General features: G+C 62.9%; 10 protein-coding genes. 3 read left to right on the forward strand and 7 right to left on the reverse strand.

Annotation, left to right across the window (positions count from 1 at the left end; genetic code table 11):
- Positions 1–7: 7 nt before the first annotated feature.
- From AC6I1W_RS04805 to AC6I1W_RS04815, 3 genes are read left to right on the forward strand one after another with little or no spacing between them, the layout of a single operon-like run.
- Entirely contained in the window at positions 8–583 is a 576-nt protein-coding gene (locus tag AC6I1W_RS04805; RefSeq protein WP_284950365.1) for an RNA polymerase sigma factor, read from the forward strand.
- Positions 574–1,098, forward strand: a complete 525-nt coding sequence (locus AC6I1W_RS04810; RefSeq protein ID WP_065674317.1) for an Asp23/Gls24 family envelope stress response protein — start codon at positions 574–576, stop codon at positions 1,096–1,098. Before AC6I1W_RS04805 ends, AC6I1W_RS04810 begins: the two co-directional genes overlap by 10 nt.
- On the forward strand, positions 1,091–1,447 hold the full coding sequence (locus AC6I1W_RS04815; RefSeq protein ID WP_270237222.1) for a hypothetical protein: 357 nt from the start codon (positions 1,091–1,093) through the stop codon (positions 1,445–1,447). Before AC6I1W_RS04810 ends, AC6I1W_RS04815 begins: the two co-directional genes overlap by 8 nt.
- A 333-nt stretch (positions 1,448–1,780) precedes the next feature.
- Here the strand turns inward: AC6I1W_RS04815 and AC6I1W_RS04820 are convergent, their stop codons facing one another.
- From AC6I1W_RS04820 to AC6I1W_RS04850, 7 genes are read right to left on the reverse strand one after another with little or no spacing between them, the layout of a single operon-like run.
- The gene (locus AC6I1W_RS04820) at positions 1,781–2,884 is read right to left on the reverse strand and encodes a hypothetical protein (protein WP_284950366.1); all 1,104 of its coding nucleotides are present in this window, start codon (positions 2,882–2,884) and stop codon (positions 1,781–1,783) included.
- A 50-nt stretch (positions 2,885–2,934) separates the two neighbouring features.
- Positions 2,935–6,096: a type I restriction endonuclease subunit R gene (locus AC6I1W_RS04825; protein WP_117188856.1), complete on the reverse strand. Its 3,162-nt coding sequence runs from the start codon at positions 6,094–6,096 to the stop codon at positions 2,935–2,937.
- Positions 6,093–7,250 (reverse strand): helix-turn-helix domain-containing protein, encoded by a 1,158-nt coding sequence (locus tag AC6I1W_RS04830; RefSeq protein WP_016667008.1) that lies wholly within the window; start codon positions 7,248–7,250, stop codon positions 6,093–6,095. The genes AC6I1W_RS04825 and AC6I1W_RS04830 overlap by 4 nt, the downstream gene beginning before the upstream one ends.
- Positions 7,247–7,939 (reverse strand): hypothetical protein, encoded by a 693-nt coding sequence (locus AC6I1W_RS04835; protein ID WP_117188854.1) that lies wholly within the window; start codon positions 7,937–7,939, stop codon positions 7,247–7,249. The genes AC6I1W_RS04830 and AC6I1W_RS04835 overlap by 4 nt, the downstream gene beginning before the upstream one ends.
- Positions 7,940–7,994: 55 nt before the next feature.
- Positions 7,995–9,155, reverse strand: a complete 1,161-nt coding sequence (locus AC6I1W_RS04840) for a restriction endonuclease subunit S (RefSeq protein WP_284950368.1) — start codon at positions 9,153–9,155, stop codon at positions 7,995–7,997.
- Positions 9,155–10,849 (reverse strand): class I SAM-dependent DNA methyltransferase, encoded by a 1,695-nt coding sequence (locus tag AC6I1W_RS04845; protein WP_117188850.1) that lies wholly within the window; start codon positions 10,847–10,849, stop codon positions 9,155–9,157. Before AC6I1W_RS04845 ends, AC6I1W_RS04840 begins: the two co-directional genes overlap by 1 nt.
- Entirely contained in the window at positions 10,849–12,747 is a 1,899-nt protein-coding gene (locus AC6I1W_RS04850) for a hypothetical protein (protein ID WP_069101844.1), read from the reverse strand. The genes AC6I1W_RS04845 and AC6I1W_RS04850 overlap by 1 nt, the downstream gene beginning before the upstream one ends.
- Positions 12,748–12,946 lie beyond the last annotated feature (199 nt).

Raw genomic sequence — 12,946 nt, forward strand, 5'->3', positions numbered from 1 at the left:
CGAATCCATGGTCAGAGGGGTCGAAGGTGACGACGGCGACGAGATCGTTTTTGCGGACATAAGTGCTGCTCAGGACGGAGATGCTGCGGCATACGCTCGCGTTGTTGAGTCATGGGGCGGGCCGCTCCTGAGGTTCTGTCACAACCACTTGCCGGCCACGATTGACGCGGAGGACGTCGTCCAGGACGTTTTGCTGACCGCCTGGCAGAAGCTGCCCGATCTCGACGATAGGTCCCGGTTCAGGGCGTGGATGTACACCATTGCTCGGAATCGTTGCCGGGAAGTCGTCCGGACCGCCGGGCGACGCGCAACCGATCCGGTAGCTCCTGACGACGTTCCGGTGAGGATCGACACCCTTCAGGACCCAGCAAGGGCACACACCAGGGATGCCGCGATGAAGGCGTTGAGGAAGAGTGTTGTCCGGCTGCCGGACAACCAGAGGCGTATCTGGGCCATGGCTCAGATCGACGGTCTCGGATACGCCGAGATTGCTGAGATTGAAGAATTACCGGTGTCCACCGTTCGTGGCCGTTTGGCCCGGGCGAGGGCCACCATTGCGGAGGAGATGGAACCATGGAGGTGAATCTCGCGTGTGGCGCGGACATGAACCACGTCTGGGACAACGCGACACAGCCTCCCACCGAGCACGAGGTCGAGTGCCCAGCCTGCCAGGCGGTGCGCACCGTGGCCGTTCGTGCCGGTCAACTGCGTGACGACGCGGTTGCCGAGGATGCCAAGACCAAGGTAGTCGTTGATCCACCGAAGCTGTCGTCGGTGTGGAGGTCCTACAGCGCTGATCTCTCGCCGCGTCATTGCATCGTCAGTGACGACGATGGCGACATCGAGGTCAGAGAGACCGTGCTGACCACCATCGTGCGCGAGACCCTGGCTGATTGCGAGGATGGCAGGTTGAGCCGAGTTCGTTTCTCGGTGCCGCATGCCCCGTTGAGATTGCGCATTGACCTGTCGGTTGCCCAAGGCATTCGGATCCCGGAATGCGCCGACCGGGTGCGTCAGCAGGTGGCGTCGGAAATGTATCTCCAGCTGGGCGGACGCCCAGAAGCCATTGACATCATTGTGGAGGACATCCATGCCTGAGCCCGAAAACGACGTTATCGTCTCCGGAACTGTCCTGACGGGCGACGAAACCAGTGATGATCTGGAAGGGGTCATCGTCACCACTGTTCTCAACACCCCCGGCGTGACTCGACTCGTCCGGCCGTGGTGGCGTCGGGTCGGCACATCCGACGATCGCTGCGCAATCCGAGTGAGTGAGGAGGATGGGCATACCGACGTGGGAATTGAGGTCACTGTCGATCTGACGGTGCCTATCGTGCGGCTCACCCAAGATCTTCGTCACCGGGTTGCCACGGCCATAACCGCTTCCGGACGCATCCCGGGGAAGATCGACGTCACCGTCTCCAAGGTTGAGCGCAAGGACGGGTGACGGCGGGCTGAACCGGCCCTGCGCCCTGGATTATGAAGCGTCGCTTTGGCTCCTAAGAGAGACGCGGTAGCCATGGTTTCAAACTGGTGGCGAAGAGCAAATACCCATGAGCCAGGACTACCACCTGCTCACGGACCCGCTGCGCCTGGCGCTGCCGACCAGACACGACGTTGCGTGACTACGGCGACCAGCTGGTGAGGGGGCGCGTGAAACTTCCGCTGAAGCGCATCCTGGCCGTCGAACTGCAGTGAATTCGTTGCGATTATCCGAGCGGATGATGAGAGACTCGGCCGGTAAGGTTCACTGGTACAAAAACAAGCAGGAAGCTTTCATTTACTGTGTGTGATGCGATGAAGGTAAGATATCTCTTAGTTCGGGTGGGATGTACTGGATTGACTCCCTGAGGCGGGGCAAGTAGTCGCGCAAATGACTCGAATATAAGATTTCCGACACGGAAAGTTTGCGCTTGACTTTTGCGTCCTCGCGTCGGGACTGCAGACTACAGTTCATGCAGTAGAAGAGTGGAAATGGTTTGGCTTCGCTGCGGTTGGGCTCGGGGAAATCCTTGCCGCAACGAGGACACCGATAAAAAGCTATCCAGTATTCCACCCCTTCGTTCTCTCTGATGTTGGGAATGTTTGACCGGGAAGTTTCGCGAACTACGATCCCTATCGCCTCGAAGAGGCGTTTCTGGGCTTGGCGCAGTTTCTTGAGGGTCTCCGGGATCTCCTCGGCAGCTGGTTTTGAGAAGGTGATCCCGTTGACGGGGAGGGCCTCTCCCAAGCCTGTTCGGTAGGAGCTGCCAAGGGGCCGGTGGTGGATAATCTGATCCCGGATCTTCGTGACTTCGCGGACAGGGTAGTCGCGAACGAGGCGCTTGACGTCATCCAACCATGTTCCTCGCGCAAACTTCTTGTCGGTCTTGCTGAAGAACCTGTCTGCTCGAGCTCCAACCTGTACGTAGTCGAGCTCCTGGCGACGGCGTCGAATATCACGGACTGCCTGTTGTATCTCGCGTGGTGTGTATTGGACCTTGGTCCCGGTGGGGCCTGGAATGAATTCCACGTCGTAGGAAGAGAGGCCGAGTATGGCGTTGTAGTCCGCCTTGGTTGCTGCGACTTCTTCCTGGAGCGACAGGATATAGGTGAGCATCTGGAAGAGATATTCCCACGCACAACAATGGCGCGTGATGGCAGATTCAAGGAGGTAATACTGTTGATCTATAGGGGCATTTTTTGAGCGGCACCACTCCAGCTCTGCCATGCTGATGGCAAGCTGATGATTCGCATATTTGCAGACGAGGTCGTGCAGTGAATGATATGTGACGGCGAGCGCGAAATCCAGCTGCATGCCATCGTCGGTGCAGTCATAACGTTTCATGTTCTTTCCGAGAAACTTCTGGAATCTCCCGTCGCGCTCCACGGTAAGCCATTCCATGGATTCAGTATCGGTTCGCGGCTGTGTCGGGCTGAGATATTTTCCGAGTCTCATGCTTGGAAATCCGGTGCGATTGCCTCCATCTGTTCGAGCACCAGTTTTACCGCTTCGGGCTGTTTGCTGGGCGGATACTTGTGCCGGCGCAAAAGGCGTTTCACCGAGCTGCGGAGCTTGGCCTGTACGTCGTCGCGCCTGGTCCAGTCGGTGCGGGAGTCCTTGCGCACGATGGCGAGCAGATCGCGGGCCATGGCTGCCAGCACATCGTCGCCCATGGTCTCCAACGCTCCTGGGTCATTGGCGAGCGCGTCGTAGAAGGCGATCTCCTCGTGGTTGAGCGGCGGGTCGAACTTCGCGCCGCGAGCGTTCTCCTCGCTGATGCTCTTGGCTAGCTCGGCAAGTTCGCTGATCACCTGGGCCGAGGTGAGTTGCTGGTTGGTGTAGCGCAGCATCAGTTCGTTGATGCGCTCGCTGAAGTCGCGGTTGCGCACTAGGTTCTTGCGGGTGGCCTTGTCGGCTTCCTCGACGAGCAGATCGCGCAGGGCCTCGATAGCCAGGTGCGGGTTGGTGGCATCCTTGAACTGCTGCACCATTGCCGGCGTGAGGTTCTGCAGGCTGGGCTTGGGGATGCCTGCGGCCTCATAGATGTCGGTGATGCCGCTGCTGACAGTGGCGTCGGCGACCAGACCGCGCAGCAGTCGCAGGACTTCGTCGGGGACGGGCTGGCCGTTGGCCTCGCGTTCCTTGGCGTCATACTTGGCCATCCAGACCCGCACCTCCTCGTAGAAATTGACGTCGATGCGCTTGTCGTCGAGGGTCTGGCTGCCCGCGGACAGCGCCCACATGCGGGCGAGCCTGGCCGACAGTTTGCGGTAACGATCGGCCAGGGTCTCCTCGCCGTCGTCGACGCGGTTACCCGGTGTGCTGGGCGAGCGGAGGTACTCCACTGCGCCGGCTACGGCGTCGCGTCGGGCGCTTTTGGTTCCGGAGCGGAGCACGCCCATCCAGTCGTAGCCGGACAGTAGCCGGTCAAGGGCATTGAGGAGGTCGCGGGTGGCCCCGGCGGCCTCGTCGACGTCACGACCGACGGGGCGGGTGGTCTTGTCGGTCTCGGTGTACTCGTCGAGTGCCTCGCGCAGGTTCTCGGCCAGGGGTGCGTAACCGACGAGCAGGCCGTCTTGTTTGCCGCGGAAGGTGCGGTTGACCCGGGCGAGGGTCTGCATGAGCAGGGCACCCTTGAGCGGCCGGTCGAGGTAAAGGGTGTGCAGGGGCGGGGCGTCGAAGCCGGTAAGCATCATGTCCTTGACGATCACCAGCTCGATCTCATCATTGACGTCGGTGAGGCGTTTCTTAATTACCTGGTTTTCGGAGTCGCGGCGCACGTGGTTGCGGATCGGCTCCGTGTCGGTGGCATTGCCGGAATAGACGACCTTGATGCGCCCCTTGGTGATGTCGTCGTTGTGCCACTCGGGTCGCAGCCGAGTGATCTCGGTGTAGAGGTTTGCGCAAATCTCGCGGGTTGCGCCGACGATCATCGCCTTGCCGTGCGGGGTGGTCGCGGAGTCGCCGTCGCGTAGGGCGGGCTCGACGGTGGCGCGTCGGGCCTCCCAGTGTGCGACGATGTCGGCGGCCAAGGCGTGCAGGCGCTCGGGGGCGCCGTAGATGGCGTTGATGACCAGCACGGATTTCTCGATGCGGCTGCGTTCGGCGTCGTCGAGGCCTTCGGTGGTCTCGTCAGCGATGCGGTCGAGGTCCTCGGAGGTCATGTCGGGGGTGAGTCCGACGTTGATTAACCGTTGCTCGAAGTAGACGGGCACGGTGGCACCGTCGTCGACGGCTCGGCTGAGGTCGTAGACGTCAATGTATTCGCCGAAGACCGCGCGGGTGTCATGGTCGGCGGTGCTGATGGGGGTGCCGGTGAAGGCAATCAGGGTGGCGTTGGGTAGGGCGTCCTTGAGGTGTCGGGCGTAGCCGTCGAGGTCGTCGTAGTGGCTACGGTGGGCCTCGTCGACCATGACGATGACATTGCGCCGGTCGGTGAGCATGGGGTGGTCGAGGCCGGAGTCACGTTCGGCTGCGGAGCGGCCGAACTTTTGCAGGGTGGTGAAGTAGATGCCGCCAGAAGCGGTGTTGGCGAGCCGTTCGCGCAGCTCGGACCGGCGGGTGACCTGCACGGGCGTCTCGGGTAACAGGGTGGAGCGACGGAAGCCGGCGAACAGCTGTCCGTCGAGCTCAGTGCGATCGGTGATGACGACGATCGTGGGGTTGAGTAGCTCGGGGTGGGTCATCACCAGGTTGGCGTAGAGCTCCATTTCCATGCTCTTGCCGGACCCCTGGGTGTGCCAGACGACGCCGGCCTTGCCGGTGGAGTCGATGGCCTTGAGGGTGGAGTCGACGGCCTTGCGCACGGCGAAGTACTGGTGGGGTTTGGCAATGCGCTTCGTGATGTGGCCGGAGTCCTCGTCGAATGCGGTGAAGTTGAGGACCATGTCGAGGAATCGGCGCAGGTCGAACAAGCCGTAGGTGAGGGTCTCCAGCTCGGGGGTGTTAGGGCCGGTCTCGACGGGGGTGCCGAAGTCGTCCACCTTCCACGGCGAGTAGTGGTTCAGCGGGGTGAACGGCGTGCCGTACTGAGCGCTGATCCCGTCGCTGATGACGGTGGTGACCACGCTACGGAAGGCGGTGCCGAACTCTGCCAGGTAGGTTCCGATCTGGGCGTGGGCCTTGGCGATGGTGGCATTGGCTGCGCCGGCTTGCTTGAGCTCGACGACGGCCAGCGGCAGACCGTTGACGTAGAGGACGACGTCGAAGCGACGGCTGTTTTGGCCGTGCACGATGCGGACTTGTTGCACCGCATGGAAGGCGTTCTCGTCGGGGTTGGGGCTGACCAGGCGCAGGGTGGGGGTCTGTTCGGCACCTGAGGAGTCGACATAGGCGAGCCCGTGGAAGCCGTGCGCGAGCAGGGCGTGGAAGGCCTTGTTCTCGGCCAGTGCATCCTGGCTCTTCGGGGTAAGCATCTCGGCTTGCGCCTGGGCGAGGAAGGTGTCGGGTACCCCCGGGTTGAGGCGGCGCAGGGCGTGCAGGAAGACGTCGCTCAGCACCAGGTCGTCGAGGCCCTTCCGCCCGGCCTCGACGGCGGACCCGGTGGTCGGCTCCCAGCCGAGCTCACCGAGCCAGTCAAGCATGGTGGTCTCCCACTCGGATTCCAGGATCATGGGTTGTGCCTTTCATGTGCGGGGGTGGTGCGGGAATGACGCCGGCGTGTAGCCAGATCGATGATGTCGGCTCCGGAATCGGCGGGATTGGTGGGCGGGTCCAAACGGGCCCAGTGACGGACTAGGTGTGGAGGCAGGCCTGTGTAGGTGCCCAGTGCCGGGCCGCCGGTGAGGGTGGCGCGTTTCAGGGCCTGTTTGAGTAGTAGGGGGCGTTCGTCGGCTACGGGGACGGGTTCGATGTCTGGATCCCGCCATCCCAGGGAGGAGAGCTGGATCTGGAGGCTTCGCGCGCGGTTACTGCTGATGATCCCGAGGTTTCGGCAGCGCATGATGATTGCACCGACGCTGACTCCGTAATCGGCCTTGACCGGGAGGTATCCGCGCAGCGTGGTCTGCTCTGTGATGCGGGCAATAACCTGCTGTTTGGGGAGTAGGAACGCTCCGGCGAAGTGGTGGGCGCGTAGTTCGCGGTGGTCTTTGGTACTGGTGATCGGACTGGGCAGGTCCTGGTCCCAGATGTGGTGGGCAGCCTCGTGGGCGAGCGTGAAGCGGGCGACGGCACCGGGCAGGTTGCTGACCAGGGCGACGAGCGGCCGCTGGTCGTGGCGGGTTGGCAGGCTGATGCCGGACAGGTCGAGGGTTCGTTCGGTGTTTGGGTCGAGGCCGTTGATGACGGCGATGCCCTGGCGTTCGAGGGCTCGTGTGACATTGGGAACAGGGGCGTCGTCGGCAATACCAGCGGCACGTCGTACTTCGAGGGCGACTTGTTCGACGTCGTCGAGGAGATCTTTGTCGTCGGTGAAGACAAAGGGCTTGTAGCCGGTCTGTGTTGAAGCCTGGGTGAAGACCCGGGCTGCTTCGCGGGCAAGGCGGGTGATGCGCTTCTGGTCGAGTGCGGAGGCGCGGGCTTTTTTGCGGAAAGTGGGCACGGCCGCCTCGTGTGCGGGGTCGTTCTGGGTGAAGAAGGCGAGTGGGACGCCGTGCTTCTCGGCCATGGCGGCAGCGAGGTCGAGCGGGAAGCGTTGAATGCCGCTCTCGATCTTGGACAGCTGTGCCGGGGTGGCGCCGACGCTCTCGGCGAGCCGCGTGCGCGACATGCCGAGTAGCTCGGCGAGCGCCCGGATGCGCTGGCCGACGAGATCTTGGTCGGTCACTGTCCTGCGAGCCCTTCGGTGTCGTTTTCGTCGGGGATGTCGAAAATGAAAAGGTCGCTGTCCTCGTCCGAGCCAACGAAGCGAAGACCGTCCTCATTGACGAGGCCACCGCGGGGGATGACAAGGTCGAGGTCACACGGGGTGGCCTTGCCGAATGCGCCGGGGGCGCGGGTGTGGACGATTCGCAGGTCGTATCCGCTCTCCCGGTCTGACGGGTCCTTCCAGGCCCAGATCAGCAGGAAGGTCTCGCCGTGCAGGCCGTCGGTGCGCTTGGCGAGCGTGCCGGCATCGCCGAGCGAGGGCAGGGCGGTTTGCAGGCTGGTGTCGAGCGGTTCATTGCTCCATGTCTCGCGACGGGCAGGGTTGTAGCCGGCATGAGGTACGTGGTCAGGCTGGGTGTAGGGCGCCTTGAGGAATCGCACGGTCATCCCAGTCTCGCTGTCAACGAGCAGCAGCTGGCCCATCTTTCGTGGGTCGCCCTCGACCCGCCAGCCGCCGGGAAGAGGCTCTGCTTCGAGAGAGAGGCGGACGTCTTGGCGGATGTTGAGCGGCCGGATGTGCGGAAAGCGATCCTGCTCGAAACCCTGGGCGCGGGTCTCGGCCTGGACGATGGCACTGGCCATGGCCTCGTCGATCCGCGGGGCGATAAGTTGGACGCGGTTCAGCACGAGGCTGGTTACGGGGCTCATGGGCAACTCCAATCAGAGGATTTAAAGAAAGTTTTGCATACAAATGAAAGGAGTTCTAGAGAGCCTCGCTGACTGTCCTCTCAGCATCCTTAACGCGCAGCGTTCCGTCCATGAGAGCGGGTAGCAGGGTGTCACGGAGTGCGGCGAGGGTGGCGGACTCAACTTCCGCCGCGAGTGCCATCTGCCAAAGCCCACCCATCAGGGGATCGAGCGGTACTGTCTGGCTGGTTGTTGGGATAGGGACTTTCGCGTCCAGGTGGTGCCGTTGGATGTGCCCCATCGTGGTGGCTTTGTCGGCTGCGATGGCCTTGAAATCAGGAAGGGCATGCCGAATCGCTTGATAAACCAGCCACTGAGGCACGTCACTGTTTGGGATCACTTTGAAGATGTGTTGGTTTACTAGCCCTTCCTCGGCAGTCCACCGCTTTAGCGTTAGTGAGCCACTCCACGCGAACAAGATGTCTCCGGGGCCTGCCACATTCTGTGGTAGTGCTCCGACGTCGTTGAAAACAGTCGAATCGCCAATCCCCGAGTTGAGCTCGGCGATGCGAATAACAGCTCGTCCAGTCCCAGATGCGTCCTTGGTGAAGTTGCGTCCATTGACGAACTTCGCGAGAGAAGACAGGGGCGCTGTGGTGCTAGATTCACGACGGTAGATGGCGGTCGCAAGATCATCGGCTGTGGCGACAAGAGCGCGGTTGGCGGCGATCTTGTCGTCTAGGGCACCTAAGACCTCCGCGATTGCCTGTTGCTCGGGGAGTGGCGGAAGAGGAACTTCTAAGTTCTCGAGCATCGACTTGGTCAGCGCATTGCGCGTTCCTCCGGATGAGATGGTTAGAAGATGATTCTTCATTTCTGGATTCACGAGAGCCCGCTGGAGGAATCGTGGGTCGAGTTGTGATTCAGTCCTAATAATTGAAACGTGCTGGTTCACGCGTGCAGGCAGGAAAGCTTCTTCCATTACGCAACAACGCGCTACGGAGTCCCCAGTGATATTGAGAAGAACATCGTCTTTTTCGACTGAAGCGTTTGCCAACTTCATGGCGGCTTCGTCGCTGATATGGGCGAGACCTTCATGTGTCATCGAGTTATCGAGCACATTCTGTGACCGGATCAAGGCGATTCGCGAGTTTGTGTAGCCGGAGGCCCCTCCCCTCGGGGTAGCGCCAGAACGAATTTTGGTTGTGACGTCTCCAAGTCGGACAGCCGGCCACATCACAGCCTCCCCAGTTGCTCACGCACAACCGCTTGCAGGCGGTCGGACTCGGCGAACTGTTCCTGGAGCTGGGCGGTGAGGCGGGCGATCTTCTCGTCGAGCGGCTCGTCGTCAGCCTCGGCCTCGGCCATGCCGACATAACGACCCGGGGTCAGCGCGTAGCCGGCCTCCTTGATCTCGGCGAGGCTCACCGAGCGGCAGAAGCCCGGGATGTCGCGGTAGGCTCCGTCCGGGAAAGTGGTCTCGACAGGCTCAGTACCTGTTCCCGTCCCCTCGGCGGACTCAGGAGCCGGGGAGGAAGACTCGGTCGCCGTGGCGTCCTTGGTGCCCAGATCGAGGATCTCCATGCCGCGCCACAGGTGGTAGGCGTCGGCGATCTGCTTGATGTCGGCGTCGCTGAAGGCGCGCTCGGCACGACTCACCATGTGGCCCAGGCTGCGGGCATCGATAAACAGCACCTCGCCACGGCGGTCCACGGAACCACCCCGACCGGCCGACTTGTCCTTGGCGAAGAACCAGATGCACACCGGAATGCCGGTGGAGCGAAAGAGCTTCTCGGGCAACGCCACCATGCAGCTCACCAGGTCGTTTTCCACCAGCTGGGCGCGGATCTCACCTTCGCCGCCCGACTTCGATGTCATCGACCCATTGGCCATCACCACGCCCGCCGTGCCAGTGGGCTTCAACTTCGAGATGATGTGCTGAAGCCAGGCGTAGTTCGCGTTCTTAGCCGGTGGTACGCCGTAGGTCCAGCGGCTGTCCGACTCCACCCGGTTCCAGTCCTTGATGTTGAACGGCGGGTTGGCCATGACGTAGTCCATCTGTACGCCCTGGTGCAGGTCCAGCGAGAAGGTATCGCCCCAGCGCGGCCCCAAGTTGCCGTTCAGGCCGTGAATGGCGAGGTTCATCTTCGCCATCCGCCAGGTGCTCTCCACGTTCTCCTGCCCGTAGACCGACAGCTTCATCGGGTCGTCATCGTGCGCGGCCAGGAACTTCTCCGCCTGCACGAACATGCCGCCCGAACCACAGCACGGGTCGTAGACCCGGCCTTCGCGGGGCTGCAACACCTCGACGATGGTGCGCACAACGCTGGCCGGTGTGTAGAACTCGCCACCCCGGCGTCCCTCCGACAAGGCGAACTTCGCCAGAAAATACTCGTACACCTCCCCCAGCAGATCCCGCGCCCGGCTAGCACCCTGCCCGCTGAACCGCAGCGAGTTCAGCAGGTCCAGCAGTTCTGCCAGCCGACGCTGGTCGACGCTGGAGTTGTTGAAGACCCGCGGCAGCGTGCCCGCCAACGACGGATTGTCTGACATCAACAGGTCCATCGCCTCGTTGAGACGCTGGCCGATCGTCTTGACATCGTTCACCTTCGCCATCTGCACCAGATGGGGCCAGCGGGCATCCTCGTCCACCCAGAAGACGTTCGAGGCGGTGTACTCGTCACGGTCTTCCAGAGTCTCGGCGATTGCCTCGGCGTCATAGCCTTCCTCGGTCAGCTCGGCGGTCAGCGCGCTAGCCCGCGCCGTGAACGCATCCGAGACGTACTTGAGGAAGACCAGCCCCAGCACCACGTCCTTGTACTGAGAAGCATCCATCGAGCCGCGCAGCTTGTCGGCAGCCTTCCACAGGGTGTCCTTCAGCTCCTTGTCGGTGCTGGGTAACAGTGCGTCCTGTTTCTTCCTGGGTGCCATCACTGGCCCTCCTTCTTCTCGGTCGTGGTGAGCGTCACTGCACCACAGGGCACGCAACGCATCACCACGCGGCGGAGCTCGTCCACCACATTCTGTCGGTCCTGCAACTGGCGCTCGCACCGCTCCAGCAAAGCCAGCGTGTCGTCGGTAGCCCTGCGGTCCCGGGCTATGGGGACCTGCCAAGTACGCCACGCACCGCATCCGGCAGGAAGCTCATTGATGACGGCCGCGACGGACCGCGGTGAGATGGGCGCACGGGAATCGAGACGGAGTACCCGCGCTGGATAAGCGACGACTGCGCTACCTTCGTCGTCCACCTGGGCGACCGGCTTCCCGGTCGAGCAGAAGACCACGTCGCCAGGCTGGGTCACCTTCGCCTCGGGAGCCTGCCGGGTCAGCTGCAGCATGTCGACGGGTTGCGGTGCGCGGCGGGCTAACCCGGCAGCGGTCCACAGCCTGGACGACCCCTCGGGGAGCGCCTCGACGTTGAGGCGCGTACCGGACACCACCTTCGCCAGCCGCTGCTGGGCCAGCTCACCCAGCACCACCAACGATGGTGTGCGGCCGGTGGCCACCCGCGCCGTGATGCCCTCCATCGGACTCGGCTCGGAAACCGTGAGCCTGGTGAGCAGTTGCTGGATTTTGGCCGCGTCATCACCGGGGGCACTGGGCAGCCCCACCGGCACGGTCTGGCCCAGCGTTACCAGCGACCTGGAGCGCGTTAGGAGGGAGGGGAGTGCCACCGGGTGCAGCAACTCGATGCAGCGGCGACTGTCTTGCTGGGCCACAGCCACCAGATCATCCAATAGCCGCTGGCGTAAGGCGCTGTTCAACGGGGTGCCACTGAGGTCACCGACGAAGGGGCGGGCATCCGCCGTTCCATCCATCAGCCACAACGCCAGATGCCCCCGCGCCCCATCGGCCAAGAGACCCTGGGGGAGTCGCACCACAGCGCGCACCAAGTGGTCACGCAGGACAGCGTCGCGACGGCTCGTGGAGCTGCCCAGCGGGTCGACGAGGATCTGGGCTGGACCAATCACGAGGGCCCGTGTGCCCGGCGCGAGTTGGAGCGAGAGCTGGTCGAGGTCATCTAGTGCTGCGTGCACGTCGGACTCCAAGCGGGCGAGGATGACGCTGCCTTCGGCTAGCTGCCAGTCGTCGTCGAACGAGGGTGTGCGCGCGACGAGGTGGCGCACCGCCAGACGCTGTCGCGCCATCCGATGACCGGCACCCTCGCCGGGCAGGACTAGCCCGACATCCTGGAGGTCCTCGTCGCGCATCAGGTTCACCAGCACGTCGTTGGCGGTCCCGTTAACGTCCACGAGCTCCCCGCCCGGGGACAGCAAGGCCTTGGCGGCTGTGCTAACCAGGGCGACGAAGTCTTCGGCGAGGCGGGGTGTGTTCGCGGTCCGACGCGTCACCTCCTGCACCAGCCGGTCGTGGGCGTCGGAGGTTGTCCAGGCTGCCTCGACTAGCGCGTCAGCCTCATGAGAGAGCCTCTCGACGTCGAGCGCCTCGACCTCCGACCAGAGCCAGTCATCGTCGGGGTCGGCCTCCTCGACGGCATCGAGGAGATCCTCGGTGTCCATGCTCGCCAGCGGGCAGTCGACGATGCTCCGGGCAGCCACCATCGCGGTCAGGGCTTGCATTTCCTTCGTGCCACGGCCCGCGTTGAAGGTGGTTTCGAGGGCGAGGTCGAGTCGGGGCTGGGGATTGTTGCCCCGGCCGGTCCGCTCCAGCCAGTCGAGCACCTCGTCGGCTGCATAGCGGCCCGTGGGGGACGGGGAGGGAAACGGGGCGCCGGCGACAGGGCGCTTGAGCCACATCGTCGCCACGGCGCGCTTGACGTGGCACAGCCGGGCGATCTGCCCCAGAGACAGCGTCTGCTGAGTTGTCATGGTTCCTCCTTCCGCTGCAAGCAGCTTACTGGAGTAGCCGCCTTTGATATATGAAGTAGCTGATAAGGCGACTTATCAAAGTGATGTAAATTGAAATAAGCACAGGCTGCATCGACGTTCGGACATAGCCGCAGCAGCTCGCTGAGGGGCCGTGTCACACAAGCAGAGATGAAAGAGTTCGCTGCGTTCGACGGCGAGA

The sequence above is a fragment of the Cutibacterium sp. KB22876 genome, from assembly GCF_059728865.1.

Coding starts and splice junctions, on each gene's coding strand:
- AC6I1W_RS04810 (WP_065674317.1), top strand. CDS start 574: ATGGAGGTGAATCTCGCGTGTGGCGCGGACATGAACCACGTCTGGGAC.
- AC6I1W_RS04840 (WP_284950368.1), bottom strand. CDS start 9,155: ATGTGGCCGGCTGTCCGACTTGGAGACGTCACAACCAAAATTCGTTCT.
- AC6I1W_RS04850 (WP_069101844.1), bottom strand. CDS start 12,747: ATGACAACTCAGCAGACGCTGTCTCTGGGGCAGATCGCCCGGCTGTGC.
- AC6I1W_RS04805 (WP_284950365.1), top strand. CDS start 8: ATGGTCAGAGGGGTCGAAGGTGACGACGGCGACGAGATCGTTTTTGCG.
- AC6I1W_RS04820 (WP_284950366.1), bottom strand. CDS start 2,884: ATGGAATGGCTTACCGTGGAGCGCGACGGGAGATTCCAGAAGTTTCTC.
- AC6I1W_RS04835 (WP_117188854.1), bottom strand. CDS start 7,939: ATGAGCCCCGTAACCAGCCTCGTGCTGAACCGCGTCCAACTTATCGCC.
- AC6I1W_RS04815 (WP_270237222.1), top strand. CDS start 1,091: ATGCCTGAGCCCGAAAACGACGTTATCGTCTCCGGAACTGTCCTGACG.
- AC6I1W_RS04825 (WP_117188856.1), bottom strand. CDS start 6,096: ATGATCCTGGAATCCGAGTGGGAGACCACCATGCTTGACTGGCTCGGT.
- AC6I1W_RS04845 (WP_117188850.1), bottom strand. CDS start 10,849: ATGGCACCCAGGAAGAAACAGGACGCACTGTTACCCAGCACCGACAAG.